Annotated in this window: 14 protein-coding genes; 6 read left to right on the top strand and 8 right to left on the bottom strand. The window is 66.2% G+C overall.

What is annotated here, in order from left to right:
• The first annotated feature begins 141 nt into the window (after positions 1-141).
• Positions 142-1449, top strand: coding sequence for a threonine ammonia-lyase IlvA (ilvA, locus tag HMPREF2550_RS09020; RefSeq protein WP_070763522.1), 1308 nt, complete (start codon positions 142-144; stop codon positions 1447-1449).
• On the opposite strand, the gene treZ is transcribed toward ilvA, so the two are convergent.
• Entirely contained in the window at positions 1446-3197 is a 1752-nt protein-coding gene (gene treZ, locus HMPREF2550_RS09015) for a malto-oligosyltrehalose trehalohydrolase (protein WP_070763524.1), read from the bottom strand. The genes ilvA and treZ overlap by 4 nt on opposite strands.
• A gap of 59 nt (positions 3198-3256) precedes the next feature.
• Between treZ and HMPREF2550_RS09010 the strand changes: the two genes are divergently transcribed.
• The 3 genes from HMPREF2550_RS09010 to HMPREF2550_RS09000 all read left to right on the top strand — a co-directional run bounded on the left by HMPREF2550_RS09010 (position 3257) and on the right by HMPREF2550_RS09000 (position 4827).
• The gene (locus HMPREF2550_RS09010) at positions 3257-3901 is read left to right on the top strand and encodes a YigZ family protein (RefSeq protein WP_070763526.1); all 645 of its coding nucleotides are present in this window, start codon (positions 3257-3259) and stop codon (positions 3899-3901) included.
• Between the two features lie 308 nt (positions 3902-4209).
• Entirely contained in the window at positions 4210-4443 is a 234-nt protein-coding gene (locus tag HMPREF2550_RS09005) for a hypothetical protein (RefSeq protein ID WP_070763528.1), read from the top strand.
• Positions 4444-4827, top strand: coding sequence for an RNA-binding S4 domain-containing protein (locus HMPREF2550_RS09000; RefSeq protein ID WP_070763530.1), 384 nt, complete (start codon positions 4444-4446; stop codon positions 4825-4827).
• 6 nt (positions 4828-4833) lie between these two features.
• On the opposite strand, the gene HMPREF2550_RS08995 is transcribed toward HMPREF2550_RS09000, so the two are convergent.
• The 6 genes from HMPREF2550_RS08995 to HMPREF2550_RS08970 form a co-directional block, all read right to left on the bottom strand.
• On the bottom strand, positions 4834-5826 hold the full coding sequence (locus HMPREF2550_RS08995; protein ID WP_070790861.1) for a GTP pyrophosphokinase: 993 nt from the start codon (positions 5824-5826) through the stop codon (positions 4834-4836).
• 107 nt (positions 5827-5933) lie between these two features.
• Entirely contained in the window at positions 5934-8495 is a 2562-nt protein-coding gene (gene treY / locus HMPREF2550_RS08990; protein ID WP_070790756.1) for a malto-oligosyltrehalose synthase, read from the bottom strand.
• Positions 8496-8596: 101 nt separating this feature from the next.
• Positions 8597-9145 carry a hypothetical protein gene (locus tag HMPREF2550_RS08985; RefSeq protein WP_070763536.1) on the bottom strand — a complete coding sequence of 183 codons (549 nt, stop codon included), beginning with the start codon at positions 9143-9145 and terminating at the stop codon, positions 8597-8599.
• A 136-nt stretch (positions 9146-9281) separates the two neighbouring features.
• Entirely contained in the window at positions 9282-10709 is a 1428-nt protein-coding gene (locus HMPREF2550_RS08980; protein WP_070763538.1) for a 3'-5' exonuclease, read from the bottom strand.
• A gap of 79 nt (positions 10710-10788) precedes the next feature.
• Positions 10789-12966, bottom strand: a complete 2178-nt coding sequence (glgX, locus tag HMPREF2550_RS08975; protein ID WP_070790755.1) for a glycogen debranching protein GlgX — start codon at positions 12964-12966, stop codon at positions 10789-10791.
• 11 nt (positions 12967-12977) lie between these two features.
• Positions 12978-13574: a TetR/AcrR family transcriptional regulator gene (locus tag HMPREF2550_RS08970; RefSeq protein WP_070790754.1), complete on the bottom strand. Its 597-nt coding sequence runs from the start codon at positions 13572-13574 to the stop codon at positions 12978-12980.
• A 293-nt stretch (positions 13575-13867) separates the two neighbouring features.
• Here HMPREF2550_RS08970 and HMPREF2550_RS08965 point away from each other — a divergent pair, with 293 nt between their 5' ends.
• Positions 13868-14593, top strand: a complete 726-nt coding sequence (locus HMPREF2550_RS08965) for a hypothetical protein (protein WP_141760579.1) — start codon at positions 13868-13870, stop codon at positions 14591-14593.
• A 5-nt stretch (positions 14594-14598) separates the two neighbouring features.
• Complete coding sequence (locus HMPREF2550_RS08960) at positions 14599-15204, top strand: hypothetical protein (RefSeq protein WP_141760578.1); 606 nt, start codon at positions 14599-14601, stop codon at positions 15202-15204.
• A gap of 7 nt (positions 15205-15211) precedes the next feature.
• Here HMPREF2550_RS08960 and HMPREF2550_RS08955 read toward each other — a convergent pair whose 3' ends face one another.
• Positions 15212-16300, bottom strand: a complete 1089-nt coding sequence (locus tag HMPREF2550_RS08955) for a type III secretion system chaperone family protein (RefSeq protein ID WP_070790752.1) — start codon at positions 16298-16300, stop codon at positions 15212-15214.
• Positions 16301-16437: the final 137 nt, after the last annotated feature.

Raw genomic sequence — 16437 nt, 5'->3', positions numbered from 1 at the left:
AATTGAAGCTTGGAGCCAGCGTATTTTCGCCAGGTAGTTGCCAGGAAAATCTGGGGTGAACTCTCGGTGAACCACCGCACGTTCAAGTGGAATCCGAGGTCGCGACACACCACTGCCTGCGAAGGGATAGACTTATCCACCATGAATGCAGGCACCGAGCACACACAGCCATCCACGAGCAACTACCAGCCGGTCCACGCGGCAGATATTCAGGCAGCTCAGGCAAAGATTTCCTCGGTGATTGAGCCCACCCCGCTGCAGTACTGCCCGCGCCTGTCGCAGCAGTACGAGGCTGATATCTACCTCAAGCGCGAGGACCTGCAGGACGTGCGCTCCTACAAGATCCGGGGCGCGTACTACAACATCTCGCGTCTCAGCGACACACAGCGTGCTGCGGGCGTGGTGGCGGCGTCGGCAGGCAACCATGCACAAGGCGTGGCCTATGCCTGCCGGGCGATGGGCATCCAGGGCAAGATTTTCGTGCCGAAGCCCACGCCGAAGCAGAAGCGCGACCGCATCCTGGTCCACGGCGGGGACTTCGTAGAACTCGTTGTCACCGGCAACACCTTCGACGAGGCAGCGGAGGCCGCCCGCGCGGACGCGGCGGAGCGCGGCGCGACCATGATCGAGCCCTTTGACGCGCGCGACACCGTGATCGGCCAGGGCACCGTCGCCGCCGAGATCCTCGCGCAGCTGACCGGCCTCGGCCGCGAGCTGGACACCATCATGGTGCCCGTCGGCGGCGGCGGCCTGCTCGGCGGCATCGTCTCCTACGTTGCCGATATGTCCCCGCGCACTGCGGTCGTTGGCGTGGAGCCGAGCGGCGCGGCCTCGCTGCACGCCGCCCTCGAGCATGGCAGCCCGGTCACCCTGACTGATATTGACCCCTTCGTCGACGGCGCGGCGGTCAAGCGCATCGGCGAATTCCCCTTCGAGGTCATTGAGCACAACCAGGGGCGCACCCACCTGCTGCGCGCCGACGAGGGCGCGGTGTGCACGGAGATGCTCGCGCTGTACCAGAACGAGGGGATCATCGCCGAGCCGGCCGGTGCCCTCTCGGTTGCTGGTCTGGCTGGCATGAAGATCCAGCCGGGTAGCACTGTGGTGTGCGTGATCTCCGGCGGCAACAATGATGTACTGCGCTACGCCGAGGTCATGGAACGCTCACTCGTCCACCGCGGTCTGAAGCACTACTTCTTGGTCAACTTCCCGCAGGAACCGGGCCAGCTGCGCACCTTCCTCACCGACATCCTGGGCGAGGACGACGACATCGTGTTGTTCGAGTACTTGAAGAAGAACAACCGCGAGACCGGGGCGGCGCTCGTCGGCATTGAGCTGACCCGCGCCAGCGATCTCGAGCCGCTGCTGGAGCGCATGGCGGACTCGGTCATCGAGTGCCGCCAGCTCAAGCCCGGCACCCCGGAGTACGAGTTCATCGTCGCGGGCTAGCGCTTGATATAGGCAAAACCCCACGGATCGAGCACGGTCTCGTCCGCGCCGACCTCAGGAGAGGTGAAGGAGTACACAAGCGTGCCGCCGACGGGCACGGTGGCCGGATCGTCGCTGAAGTTCGCGGCGAGGACGACGGCGTCATCACTGTCGTTGGCCATGGTCAGCCACCGTTCACCGTGTTCGACGCGTAAGTTGCGCAGGTCCTCGCGGTTGCAGCTGTGCTCGCTGCGCAGCTGCAGTAGGCGTTGGTAGGCGTCAAGGACGTCTTGCTGCTGCTCCGAGAACTCCCAGTCGAGTTTCGCCTGCTCGTAGGTGTCAGGGCTCGCGGGGTCGGGGACATCTGTCGCGTCCCAGCCTTGTCGCGAGAACTCCTCGAGACGGCCCAGGCGAGTGCCCTCGAGCAGGCCCTCATCGGTATGCGAGACAAAGAAGGGGAAGGGCGTCTGCGCGGCGAACTCCTCGCCCATAAACAGCATCGGGGTAAACGGGGAGTGGAAGACCACCGCGGCCTTGAGCACCAGTTGCGCAGGCGTAAGGTTCTGGCTCGGACGATCCCCGGCCGCCCGGTTGCCGGTCTGGTCGTGGGTGGTGGTGTAGGTGACCAGCTTCCAGGGCGCGGCGTGGGCTAGGTCCAGCTCGCGGCCGTGGGTGCGGCCCCGGTACCGCGAGTAGGAATCGCGGAAGCGGTAACCGTGGCGCAGCGTGTCGGCGAGGATATCCATCGTGCCATAGTCCACGTAGTAGCCCTGATTCTCGCCGGTAACCAGGGTGTGGATGCCGTGGTGGACGTCGTCGAGCCACTGCCCGGACAAACCGTAGCCGCCGCGATCGACGTCGCTGATCAGGCGCGGGTCGTTCTGGTCGGATTCAGCGATGACAGTGCGCGGAATGCCCGTCTCGGCGGCAATCTCGTCAGCGAGGCGGGTGATCTCCTCCATGATGGAAAACGCGCGGCGGTCGTCGTACGTCTGCACCGCGTCCAGGCGCAGCCCGTCAACGTGGAACTCATCCAACCACTGGCGCACCGCATCGAGCACGTAGGCGCGCACTTCGTCGGAGCCCGGGCCGGAAAGATTAATCACCTCGCCCCAGCCGGTGCGCCCGCCCGCGAGGTAGGGGCCGAAGGCGTTGTTGTAATTGCCCTCCGGGCCGAAGTGGTTGTACACCACGTCGAGGAGGATGGCGATGCCGCGGGAATGCGCGGCGTCGATAAGCTTTTTCAGCCCCTCGCGCCCACCGTAGGCCTCGTGGACGGCGAACCAGTCGACGCCGTCGTAGCCCCAATTGCGCGTGCCGGGGAAAGGCTGCACAGGCATCAGCTCAATGGCGTTAATCCCAAGCTCAGACAGGTGATCCAGCTTGCTTATCACGCCCGCGAAGGTGCCCTCCGGGCTGAAGGTGCCCACGTGCAGCTCGTAGATGCGCAGGTCTTTGGTCTCGATGCCCGCCCATGCGCTGTCGGTCCAGGAGAACTCGGTGCTGACCACCTCGGAAGGCCCGTGCACGCCGTCGGGCTGCGCGCGGGTGCGGGGATCCGGCATGGGATGCGACCACTGCGTGCCGTTATACAGCGAGAAAGAATAACGCGTGCCGGGCTGCGGCGCGATGTCGTCGAGCACCCACCAGCCCTCGCGCGCACTGTCGGTTGCAAGCGCGAAGTCTGTGCCTTCGAGGTGGACGCGAACCTGGTGCGCGCGGGGGGCCCACACCTCGAAGCGGGCAGGAGCAACATGTGATTCAACCATGGCCCCAAGCCTAAGGAGGTGACAGAGGCGCTGCAATGACTCGCTACACTTAAGGGCTTATGCTGACCTCCTACGACCTGCCAGCCGCCGGCGCGCCCGCCACCAGCGAGCTTGAAATTAAACGCTCCCGCTTCATCACCTGGGTCGGGCGGGTCGAATCGGAGGAAGAAGCCCGCGAGTTCATCCACGCCGCCCGCGAAGCGTTTCCCGACGCTCGACATCACTGCTCCGCCTTCATCGTGCATGTCGACGGCGCGCTGCCAATCGAGCGCTCCTCCGACGACGGCGAGCCCTCCGGCACCGCCGGCACGCCGATGCTGGAAGTGCTGAAAGGCTCGGGGCTGATGAACGTGTGCGCCGTGGTCATCCGCTACTTCGGCGGGACCAAACTGGGCACCGGCGGGCTGGTCAGCGCATACACCAACGCCGTTTCCGACACGCTGGAAGTCACGCCGCGGGCAACGCGGAACCTGCGGGAACTGGTCACCGTGAACCTGCCGCACGCCGAGGCCGGGCGGATCGAATCTGAGCTGCGCAACGCCGGCATCGAGGTCGTGGACATCGCCTACGGCGCGCAAGCCACCTACACGCTGGCGTTCGCGCCGGGGGAGCGCGAGCGCGTCGACGCTCAGCTCGCCGCCTCCACCCAGGGCACCGCGGAGACGAAGGACGCGGGCCATCGCTGGGTGGAGGCGGGCAGCTAGCGGCGCGTGTGGTCGCCGGGGCTTGCAGTTTCCGCAGCCTCCTCAATGGAGCTAGCTCCGTTTGCATGCGACGTGTGTTGGCGACCTGGGTTTTTGCGGCCTGGTAGGGCCCAAATGGAGCTAGCTCCGTTTGTGTCTCCGAGGAGAACGCGACCTGGGGTTTTAGGGGCGGCGCTGCGCTAGATGGAGCTAGCTCCGTTTGGCACTCCGGTTGGTACCCCGGTTGGTACCACGAGTTCGCACGGCCCCGGCGCGTTCACCGCGGGACGCTAGGGAACCGAAACCACGGAGGCGCTAGACTATGCAGCATGACGATGCAGCCACGCCCCAATAATCCGATCGAACGCCGCAAGCAGGCGGTGCGCACCTATAGCCGCAACGCCGTGTTGTGGGCCGGCGGCGGTGTCGTCGGCGGCATCGCACTCGGACTTATCTTCAGCTCCTGGGCCATTCTGGCCCTCGGCCTGGTCGTGGCCGTGGTTGGCGGTGTGGGCAACTGGATGAAGGTACAGAAGATCGTCAACCACAAAGACGTGTACTAGATGACCCAGCCCGACGGGAAAGCGGTGCGGATCGACGCCTGGCTGTGGGCCGTTCGCATCTTTAAAACCCGCACGTTGGCCGCCGAAGCAGTGCGCGCCGGGCACGTGAAGCTCAACGGCCAGTCGGTCAAGCCTGCCGCCCAGGTGGTGCCGGGCGATGAGGTGCGGGTGTGGAAGGACCACCGCTACCGGGACCTGGAGGTCACCGCGACGGTGCGCAAGCGGGTGGGCGCGCCGGTCGCGAAGCAGTGCTACGTGGACCACTCGCCGCCGCCCCCGCCGATGGACATCTTCGCTAGCATGCCGAAGCGCGACCGGGGCGCGGGGCGGCCGACGAAGAAAGAGCGTCGCGAGACCGACCGCCTCCTCGGCCGACGGCGCTAGACAGCCCTAACCCGCCGAGCGTAACTGCTCCAAACGCCGGGTCAGGCGCACCTTGCGTACTTTCGGCCGGTTACCGGAGTCCCAGGTGCGTTCGATGTGGTCGGTGCCGTAGCGGTTGAGTAGCAGGTCGTCGACAAGCCGCACCTGCCCGGGCACGAAGGTGTAGGCCAGGCTGTTGGACACGGCCTCGAGATCTGCGGGGTTGATCAGCTCCGCGACCTGCGAGACCCGCTCGAGCCCGTGCGCGCGCAGCAGCTCGTTGAGGAAGCGGTAATCGCCCGCGCGCGAGAGCGGGTAGCGCGAGCCCAGCAGCATGGTCAGAATGCCGGGCAGGGTCTCCGGGGCGATCTGTGAGTCCTCGTCGGTCGTTCCGCCGGGCTGCAGATCGGTCAGGCCCGCGATTTGGTCGAACTGCTGGTCCGCCAGCTCGATGAGCCCGGCGGCCAGGGTGAAGGCGCGATCCACCTGCGGGTCGACTTCGCCCGCGGAGCGCTTGTAGCGCACGTCGTGCTCAAACTCGGCCCACGCGTGCTGCAGCACCGTTCGGATCTGCACCTCGAAGGCTTGGCCCACGTAGTCTTCCAGCCCCTCGGAAGTTTCCTGCACGCGCAGCACGAGGTGGTGCGAGCCGTAGCCGAACCCGCCGGCCACGCGCGTCTCCTCGGCCTTGTCCACGCTGCGCAGCACCTCGAACTCCTCGGCAAGCAGCCGCTGCACCGCTGGGATCTCGGTGGAGTGCAGCACGGTAATTCGGGTGCCGATGATGTCTTTAATGTCGTTCCACGGATCCGGGTACACCGGCTTGCCGTCGCGAATCTTGCGAGCTTTCTCTTTCAGCGAGGGCCACGTTTTTATGCGTGCGTCGACGCGATCAAAGTTCACCGCGGCGTCGCGCATCAGCTCGTGCAGCGCGTGGCGGAACGTCGTCGCCGCGTCTTCGTGGGCATTCACCCAGGTGAAGTAGGTGTTGCCGAGGCTGGCGATGGTCGCGTCGGGCACCTTCTGCTTCGAGCCCTTCGAGCTTTTTGTGCTTTTCGACGCGGCACCATCCGCCCCTTGCCGCTTTTCTCGATCCTTAGCCATCAGAGGCTACAGCATACTCGCCCTTAGTCCCTTTCGGCGCGCACCAACAGCGCGACCGGCAGCGTGGCGAAAAGTTGCGCGACCTCCGCAGTACCTGAATGCGTGGTGCCGGTCATCCGGTCGACCCACACCCCGGGCGGCAGTGCCACGGAAGTCTCACCCCCCCCGCCGGTGCGGGCAAGCTTGAGCGGCTCGCGGGTGGCAAGGCCGATGACCTCGGTGTTCTCTGGTGCTTCGCCGCCTGCATGCCCGCGCGCCATGCCGACGAGGTGGTGTTTTGCCTCGCCGGTGGCGAACACGGCGCGGTAGGTGCCGGATTGGAAGACCTCGGCCAGCTCCTTGCGCAGGCGCAGTCCTTCGGCGGTGACGCACTGCTTGGCCCAGTCGGCGGCGTCGGCAAGCGCCTCCGGCGAGGGCTCACGGTCGCCGTAGAGGAAACGTGCGAGCGAGAAGTCGGTTTCTGCGCGCGCCTCGTCGTACTGCTGCAGCGCCTGGGTCCTGGCGGTGTAGTCCACAAACGCGCGGTTGTCCGGGTCCACCAGTGTGAGCTGCATGAACTCCTGGCCCTGGTAGGTATCTGGGATGCCCGGGCCCACCAGCTGCAGCAGTTTCCTGCCCAGGCTCACCTGCACCGCGCCCGGGTGCAGCTGCTGGACAAACTCAGTGAGCTTGGCTGCCGCGGGGCCGTAGAGCACGGCATCGACCCAGTCGATGATGCGATTTTCGTAGCGCTCGTTCTGATCAAACCAGGTGGTGTGCAGCGCGGCTTCGCGCACCGCCTTCAGCGCATAGGCGTGCAGGCGTGCTTGCAGCGCGTCGGTAATCTCCCCGTTGTAGGGCCAGACCCCGAGGATGTTCTGCAGCAGGAAGTGGCCCGTGGCGGCGTCCGGCGGCGGAACCATCGCCGTGACCTGGCGCACCAGCTCGGCGAAATCGTTGGCGACCTCCGCAAGCTCGAGCATGCGGGCGCGGGTGTCCTCGCTGCGCTTGGTGTCGTGCGTGGACAGCGAGGTCATCGCCTGCGGCCAGAGGCTGGCCCGCTCGTGCTGCAGCAGGTGGAACTCGGCTGCTCCCACCCCGAAGCGACCCGGTGCGCCGCCGACCTCCTGCAGGGCGACGAGTCGGCTGGCGCGGTAGAAGAGGGTGTCCTCCACGCCCTTGGCCATCACAGCGCCGCAGACTTGGGCAAACCGGTTCTTTGCTTCCCCGGAGGCGAGGAAGGCCGAGGAGATGAGGTCGAGCGCGCCCCGGCGCGAGGGGAAACGTTTGGACATCTCCGCGATCACGGTGGAGGTGATGCGGGACAGCGAGCGGTAGTCCGCGCGGTAGACGGGCATGGCGGCGACGAGCTCGATGACGGTGGCGGCCAGTTCCTCGTCCGAGACGGTATCCCGGGTATCTGAGTCCGCGGTCGCGGACTCTGCTGTCGCTGCAGAGGCCGCGGAGAAGTTATCGCGCCGGATTGCACGCACGAGGCGGCGGATTTCTGCGGCGAGCTCGGAGCTGGCGACGTCGCGCTTGAGCTGCTGCGCGCTCGCGGCGATCGCTTCGTCATTCCAGGTGGAGCCGGACTGCTGCAGCGCCAGCATGCTGAGTGTGTCCTCGGCGGAACGGTTGAGGAAGATGCCGTCGAGCTCGCGCATCGCGTCGTAGCCCGTGGTGCCGTCGACGCGCAGGCGCGGGTCCAGCGGCTCGTCGACCTCGAGGATCTTCTCCACCACCAGCCAGCGGTCTGGCCCGACGAGATCGCGAAGTCGGGAGAGATAGCCGAAGGGGTCGGTGAGCCCGTCCGGGTGGTCGACGCGCACCCCGTCGAGAAGGTCCTCCGCGATGAGCTGGCGCAGCAGTCGGTGCGTGTGCTCGAACACCAGCGGGTCCTCCTGGCGCACCCCGGCGAGCCCGTTGACTGAGAAGAAACGCCGGTAGGAGATCACTCCGTCGCGCCAGAACATCAGGCGGTAGGCCTGGCGGTCGTAGACCTGTTGCGGGTCGTCCTCCAAGCTGTCGTAGGAGCCAGGGGCGAGCGGGAAGTAGTTGTCAAAGTAGGCAAGCACGTCCTCGCCCTCGGGCGCAAGGCCTGCCGGGAACTCTTCGGCGGGCAGGTGGACAAGGCGCAGCTGCGCCTCGTCGCCCTCCTTGCCCAGCACCGGCATGCCCAGCTTGCCACCCGCGCCGTTGTCCTCGTGCCAGTCGATATCAAAGAAAGAGGCGTACTCGGAGTCCTGGCCGCGCTTGAGCACGTCCCACCACCACCGGTTGTAGCGCGGCACCTCCACGCCGACGTGGTTGGGCACGAGATCGGCGATCAGCCCCAAGCCCGCCTCCTTGGCCGCGGACGCGAGCGCGCGCAGTCCTTCGATGCCGCCGAGCTGCGGGTTGACCTCGGTGGGATCCAGCACGTCGTAGCCGTGGTTGGAATCCGGCATGGCCGTAAAGATGGGGGAGAGGTACAGGTGCGAGATCCCGAGCGTGCGCAGGTAAGGGATGAGCTCGGCGGCCTCGGCGAAACCGAAGGCGCGCCCGGAGGGATCCGCGCCGGGTCCGCGCAGCTGCAAGCGGTAGGTGGAAGTGATCGGTTGACGCATGACGTCTCGCTCCTTGTGCGGGCTTGCTTGTCTCGCGGCACCTCCGCGGTGCCAGTACACCCCACTACACTGTAGTGAAAAGCGGGGCGAACAACCGGGGACTAGGTAAAACGCATCGGGGTCCGGGGCGGCACGGCCAGCAGCGGAAACCCGAGCGAGTAGCGCATGAGGCGATCCCAGCCCAGCGTTTGCGCGACCTGGCGCGCGGTCGCATCGAAGGCAAAAAGCGTGTCGCCATCGCCCACGTAGTAGGTCAGCTCGTGGCGCGGGCGCAGCGTGGCAACCAGGTGCTGGTGAAGCTTCTGGAAGGACTGCGGGTGGGCGAGCCAGCCCGCGGCGGTGTGCCCGCGCGCTTGGACCTCGACACCTTTCAGCAGCTGCCCAGGATCACTGCCCAAGGCGGGGCGCACCCAGAAGGTATCGGCCAGGCCCGCCAGGTGCGCGCCTACGGCGTTCCACAGCTGGTGTTCGTTAAAGCCTAAGTGGCCCACCTGCTGGTGGGACAGCGCGCCGTGCTCCTTCGTATCAAAGACGCAGGCGAGTCCGCGCGACAGGCGCACATAGGCGGTCGAGGTGTTCAGGCCCGCGGTGATCCAGGCGTAGGGGCCCGTGCCGTAGCGCTCGTCGCGCCACGCGAGCCGTGGAATCACAGCGGGAGCCTTCAGCGTTGGTCGGTGGGCAGGAGACAGAGTGGTGGTGGAATGCGTCATACATAGTTAGACGCAGCCAAAGTGGCTCCGGTTCCCTCCGCGGGCAAGAAATTTTCTCGCGCCCGCAAAACCGGTCCTAAAACGGCGGGGTTTCGTCCAGACCCAGCACATTGAGCAGTTTGTCTGCCTGCCAGATCTGGATGCCCTGGCCCTTCTCGTTGAGCTCGTTGGCGCGCTTTTCCTTCGAGGTCACCGAGTTCCACGCGCCGACCACCAGAATGGTCGTCTTCTTCGTCACGTTCTTGCCCACCTGGCCGCCGAGCTCGGCGATGCCATTCCACAGCGTGCCCTTGTCAAAGGGCTCGAATTCGCCGGTGAGCGTGACGTGCTCGCCAAACAGAGCAGAGTCCGGGCTCGCGTCCGGGTTCGGCTCCGGCACGGTATCCGGGGTGGCCACGGACTGCCAGGGCGCGGGCCTGCGCTGCGCAGACTCGCCGCGAGAAGCGCCCGCTTCTCGACGCTGCGGCCCCGCCTGGTTACTACCCCGGGGAGCCGCAGCGGCCTCGACCACCGTGCGCGCCCCGCCCTCGGCGAAGCGCTCGGCCTGCAGTGCACGCTTCTCACCGGAACGGTCGCGCACCACCGGCGAGACCTTCGCCTGCTCGATGGTGCCCATGGCGAACCCGGAATCGTGGACAAAGCCCATCAGCGAACCGGTGTAGCCCGCCTCGCGGACCAAGCCGAGCATGATGCCAGCGCACGCCGCCGCATCAGCGCAGGCGTCGTGGTGATTGTCCAGTGGGGTGCCGAAGTGTTCCGCGAGCGTCGGCAAGCGGTGGTTGCGCACGCCGAGCTTCTTGGCGCGGGCTTGGGCGAGCGTACACGCAAACACCAGTGGGGGCACCTCGCGGCCGGTAGCGATGCACGCCGAATGCAGCGCGGAGGCGTCGAACTGGGCGTTGTGCGCCACGAGTGGCAGGTCGCCCACAAAGTCGACCAGCTCGTCGATGCGGTCGCGCACGCCGGGGGCGTCGGCAACATCCTCGGCGCGGATCCCGTGGATGGCCACGTTGCCCGGCTCGAAGAAGTTGTACTCTTCAGGCGGCTGGCACAGCCAGGAGGCGCGCTCGACTTCTTCGCCGTCGACGATCTTGACCAGGCCGATCTGGCAGATTGAGCCCCAGTGCGGGTTCGCCGTCTCCACGTCGAAGCCGACAAAGCTCAGCCCCGGCACACCTGCAGTACTCCCGCCGGCTTCAACCGTGTCCACCTCGGGGGCCTTGCCCTGGCGTGCCAGCTCGAGCAGTTCGACCAGCTCGCCGACCTCCTCCGCCGCACCGGGAGCGAAACGCAGCATCAGCGGGTGCTCGGAATCGCTGCGCAGCGCGCATTCGACGCGGTACTCGCTGACCCCATCGCCGGCGTGCACGTGCACTTCGGCGATGTCGTCGATTGCCACGCTGCGCTCGGCGCTGTGACCGGAAAGGGCGGCGAACAGCGGGGAGGGGCGGACCACCACCTCGGTGTTCGTCACCGATACCAGGGCGCCGTGGGCAGCAATCACGTCGAAAACTCTCCAATCACAGTGGGCACGTATAGGCGGTAGTCTAGCGGGGACTACGCGGCGTCGATAAGCAGTTGCCCTAGGACATCACCGGCGGCTCGATCTGCTTGAGCACGATCGTCGAGCGGGCGGGCACCGTCAGGGTGCCCTCTGCCTCCGCCGGGGCGAAGCCGACCGGGTAGCCCAACGGCTCCGTGGTGTCGATGAGGACCTCCCACTTCGCGCCGAACTTCTGCGGCGGGATGCGGAACTCAATGTCCTCGTAGTGGGCGTTAAACATCAACACGAAGGAATCGTCGGTGACCTGGCGGCCGCGGGCGTCCGGCTCGGTGATAGCGTCGCCGTTGAGGTAGACCATCAGCGCCTTGCCGAAGGCGAAATCCCAGTCCTTCTGCTCCATGAGCTGACCATCCGGGACCAGCCACGCGATCTCGCGGTCGAGCACGTCCTCGCCCAGCGCACCGCCGGAGAGGAAGCGGCGGCGGCGGAAGACCGGGTGGGCCTGGCGGATCGCGATGAGGCGTTTGGTGAAGTCGTGGAGCTCGTCCGCCTCCTGCAGACGGTCCCAGTTCATCCACGCGATCTCGTTGTCCTGGCAGTAGACGTTGTTGTTGCCGCCCTGGGTGCGGGCGAACTCGTCGCCGTGCGAAATCATCGGGGTGCCCTGCGAAAGCAGAAGCGTGGTCAGGAAGTTGCGGCGCTGCTGGGCGCGCAGTTGGCGGATCTCCGGATCATCCGTGGGGCCCTCCACACCGCAGTTCCAGGAGCGGTTGTGGCTCTCGCCGTCGCGGTTGTCCTCGCCGTTGGCCTCGTTGTGCTTCTCGTTGTAGCTGACCAGGTCGTTGAGGGTAAAGCCGTCGTGGGCGGTGATGAAGTTGATCGAGGCCGTCGGGCGGCGGCCGTTGTGCTGGTACAGATCCGAGGAGCCGGTCAGGCGTGAGGCGAACTCGCCGAGCGTGGAGGGCTCGCCGCGCCAGAAGTCGCGCATAGTGTCGCGGTACTTGCCGTTCCACTCGCTCCACAGGGCGGGGAAGTTGCCCACCTGGTAGCCGCCCTCGCCCACGTCCCAGGGCTCGGCGATGAGCTTGACCTGGCTGACCACCGGGTCCTGCTGCACCAGGTCGAAGAAGGTGGCCAGGCGGTCCACGTCCGAGAACTCGCGCGCGAGCGTGGAGGCCAGATCGAAGCGGAACCCGTCGACGTGCATCTCGGTGACCCAGTAGCGCAGGCTGTCCATGATCAGCTGCAGGGAGTGCGGGTCGCGTACGTTAAAGGAGTTGCCGGTGCCGGTGTAGTCCATGTAGTGGTACTTGTCGTCTTCCACCAGGCGGTAGTAGGCCTCGTTGTCAATGCCGCGGAAGGCGATCGTTGGGCCCAAGTGGTTGCCCTCGGCGGTGTGGTTGTACACCACGTCCAGGATGACCTCCATGCCCGCGTCGTGGTAGGCGCGCACCATGTGCTTGAACTCGGCGACCGCGTCACCCGGGTTCGAGCTCGAGGCGTAGTGGTGCTCGGGTGCGAAGAAGCCGAAGGTGTTGTAGCCCCAGTAGTTGCGCAGGCCCAGCTCTTTGAGGCGGTCGTCCTGGAAGAACTGGTGCACCGGCAGCAGCTCTACCGAGGTCACACCCAGGTCCTTGAGGTAGTCCACCACGGCCGGGTGTGCCATGCCGGCGTAGGTGCCGCGCAGGTTTTCTGGGACCTCCGGGTGGGTCTGCGTCATGCCCTTGACGTGGCACTCGTAGATCACGGTCTCCTCGTCCGGGATGCGCGGGTTGCGGTCATCGCCCCAGTCGAAGAACGGGTTGATCACCACCGAGAGCATGGTGTGGCCCAGCGAGTCCTCCTCGTTGCGGCCGGTGCCGGGCTCATCTGCGGTGGTGTCGTAGGAGAACAGGGAGCTGTGCGTGTCGAAGGTGCCGTCGAAGGCACGCGCGTAAGGGTCGATGAGCAGCTTGTTCGCATCACAGCGTTTGCCGTTCGCCGGGTCCCACGGCCCGTGCACGCGGTAGCCGTAGCGCTGCCCCGGGCTGACGGTGGGCAGGTAGCCGTGCCAGACGTGGTTGTCCACTTCTTCGAGCTCCACGCGGGTCTCCGCGCCGTCGTCGTCGATCAGGCACAGCTCGACGCGCTCGGCTACGCCAGAAAAGAGGGCAAAGTTGGTACCAGCGCCGTCGTAGGTTGAGCCCAGCGGGTAGGCGGACCCCGGCCACACGATCGGGGCTTCGGGGGATTGCGATGTCGCTGCAGATTCAGTCATGGGAGCCGATTCTAGTCCAATCCGGTCTCCGTGCCCGGTGCGCCCGGCGCGCGCAGGCCCGCCAGGAGCAGTGCCACCCCCTCGGCGTGCTCTTTGGCGGCGTCAGCAGCGCTAATCGCCGGGGCCTCGCCCGTGAGCGAGGCCAGCTGCGCGCCAGCTTGGTAGACCATTGCGGCCCCCAGCGTCATGTAGACCAGGTTCGCGGCCGCCGCGCGCGCCTTGCTTGCCGACGCCCGCTCGCCCCACTCCGCACGCACCTGCGCCACAAACACCGCAATGAGCTCCTCGCGCACCGGGGCGTCGGGCTGGCTGAGCGCGGCCAGGACCACCTCCGCGCCGTCGCGTACTTCGAGCACATGCGCGCGCAGCGAGGCGGCAAGCGCTGCTGTGTCGGTAGTTTCAGCGGCTGCCGCGTCTGCGGAAACCGGGCGCACAATTTCGGCCGCGAGGCTGGCGATCAGTTCCTGCTTGTTTTCTATGTGCCAGTACAGCGCGCCGGGGGCGACGCCGAGGGCGGTGGCGACGCGGCGCATGGAAACGTCTCCCAGCCCGTACTCGCCCAGGATGGAAAGGGCGGCGGCGGTAATCGTTTCGCGGGACAGCTGCATGGCCCTCCATCGTAGTGGTTAGCCAAGGACGGAGTTGGGGCGTTTGGCAGCTTTGTACACGCCGACTGAGAGACGAGTGCCATGTAACCTCACAGAGACCGCTCAGAGAGTTAGCACCTGTAGTGAAACCGTGACCCAGTTGAGCGTTGTTAAGATGGCTTGAAACAACACAATGTATTTGCAACTCACGTGAGCCGTGCGGGTCGATCCACGAACCTGGACTCACGAACCGGCAAGGCTTTTGCGTGAGGCCGGCGTTGATGTGTCGCCGGAAAACAAAGAGAGGTTAGTACGTGAGGTTTTCTACCAAGACATCGAAGGCTGCTGCAGCAGGCATGACCGCGTTGGCGTTGGTCCTTCCGCTTGCCGCATGTGGCTCCGACAAGGAAACCACCAGCTCCGGCCTCTCCACCGCAGCCGAGGCCCCGGAGGCGACCGAGTCCGTTGACGGCGCTGCCAATAAGTCCGAGGAGAACTCGGGCGACAAGGAAAAAGCCGACAAGGAAAAGAACACCGACGGCAAGAAAGAGCAGAAGTCGGAGAAGAAGGACGGCGAGTCCGGCGAGTCCGGTGACGCGGGCGAGGTACCCACGATCGCCAACCCGTTTGCTGACGGCCAGTACGAGCAGGTCACGCACGAGCCCATCGCCGGCGGCCAGGAGGCTTCCCAGGCTGACATTGATGAGATGACCAAGGTGGTCGAGGCTGTCTCCAACCCGGAGTCGCTGGCCAGCTGGACCCGGGTCATCTTGGATAACTCCTGCAAGGCCGTGACCGACCCGGCGATGGAGGAGCTGGAGCGCCAAGGCATGACGCTCGAGTCCGTCGAAGAGGCCGCCCGCATGCAGGAAGAGGCCGGTATGGGCATTGAGCTGCCGCGCTCGGAGATCTCGCTGGCGGATGTGCGCGTCGACGGCGACCGGGCTTCTGCCTCGGTCACCGCCCGCAATGATTCCGGCGAGGATACACAGACGCAGCTCTTCCAGCGCGAGGACGGCCGCTGGAAGCTCTGTAACTAATCGCGTTGAGTACCGCTGTAACCGTTTCTGCCGCGGGCAGTGAACCTGCGGCAAAGCCCGCCTCCCGCCGTCGGGCGCGCGCAGTTCTCGCACGCCTTGGGGCAGGGGCGGGCCTTGTCGCGTGCGCGCTCGGCCTCGGCATCATTGGCGGGCTGGGCTGGGCGTGGCTGCGGCCCGCCTACGTGGGCACCGCCGCCCACGGCGGGGTGGCCGTTGACCAGATCGCCAGCCCCGCGAACGTGGAGTTCGCCGCGCTCGGCTGGTTTAGCCTGCTTAACGCCGTCATTGGCGCTGTGCTCGCCGTGGTTGCGCTCCGGCAGTCTTCCCGTGGCGAGAGACGCGGTGGCGTCAGCACGCTGGTGTGGCTGATTGTCTGCGCGGCTGCTGCGGCCTTTGCTCTTTACACCACCGGCAACCTGGTGATTAGCCTGCAGCAGCAGGGGTTTGCCGAGCTTGCTGACGGCCAGTCGCTGCAGGTGGTGCCGCCGGTCAGCCTTGGTGTGGCCTGGTGCGTGGGTCCCTTTACCGCGGCCCTGTCCTACTGGCTGGCCAACGTGTACGCCTTCGTGTCGGGGGACAGCGCAGGAGACAGCGCAGCAGAAATCGTCTAAGCGCAAGTTAGCGCGGCGGGTCGTCGGGGTACTCCTGCGGCCAGTCGATGCAGCACTCGCCCGTGGCTTGGGTGGAGATGTAGTCCAGCATGTCCATGTGGTACCGGTTCGCGTACTGGATGTGGGTGAATAGCTGGGCGGGGGAGACGCCGGCGTCGATAAGCAAATGCGAGCTGATCACCACGATGGCATGCTCCGCATCGGAAAACACGCTGCAGGCCTCCATCAGGGTGCGGTCGTTGGCCTCGTTGCACAACAGCGCGAGGTTGGTCGCGTGCTCCTTTGACGGCAAGTCGGTAAACCAGATGCCGTAGACGCGCACCCACTGCCCAATGAGCGACTCCACGGAAATCGACATGCCGTTGATCGTGGTGAGCAGCACGTTGTCTTCGCGGATGCCGTAGACCACGCCGAGGCCGCCGACGGCTTCGCGCAGCATCTGCTCGGTGAGCCACTTGGGGCGCAGCCGTGCCTGCTTCGCAAGGTCTGCGTCGGTGTAGGTGAACTCGTCCAGCTCTGGGGTCCAGGTCCTGCGGGGAGTTTCCGCCCGGTGGCGCCACTTCGGGTGCTTGCCGGTCAGCTGGGCGTAGTCCTGCTCGGTGCGCAGCGGCTCGGGAAGTGGGGCGAAGATGTCCGCTTCGGGGAAGAGGCGGTCGAGTTCGTGGACGAGGTGCGCGGTGGCGTCGATAAGCGTGCGCAGCCAGTTGTGCAGCTGCTCCTCGCTCAACCCATCGGAGATGAACGTGCCCGCGCGCATGCGCACGGCGAGCGTGCCCGCGTCGGTGACGCGGTAGCTGGCCACCGGCCCCGGTGACTGCCCGTTGTAGGTGTTGAGGATGCGGGTGAGTGTGCTGGACTCTGCTAATGGCAGCGGGACGCGCAGCTGGCCGTCCAGATGCAGCGAGGCGGGCAGTTGCGGCTCCATCCAGCAGGTCAGGATGTAGCCGGGCAGGCCGATGACCAGGCGATCTTCGCGCTCGAGCGGGTCGTAGCCCAGCTCGGCGAGTGCGAGTGCAACCCGCGGAAGCGTCACCCGCGTGGTGAGTCCCTGTGGCTGGCTGTCGTCGTGGTCGGTGTCGTACTGCGGTGTCGCCATTGGTGCCTCCTCGTTGTGTTCGCTGACGGGGCACGCACGGTGCGCTCATGTTGGACCACCCGCACCCCACGCGTGGTCAGCCCGCCCCCTAGACTGTGTGTTGTCTTGGGGTGCAAGTGTACCGGCACTTCCGTTCG

The organism is Corynebacterium sp. HMSC074A01, from assembly GCF_001831515.1.
In the GTDB taxonomy this organism is placed as follows: domain Bacteria; phylum Actinomycetota; class Actinomycetes; order Mycobacteriales; family Mycobacteriaceae; genus Corynebacterium.
Note: the sequence above shows the minus strand (reverse complement) of the source record. Positions and strands in the feature narration are given on the sequence as shown.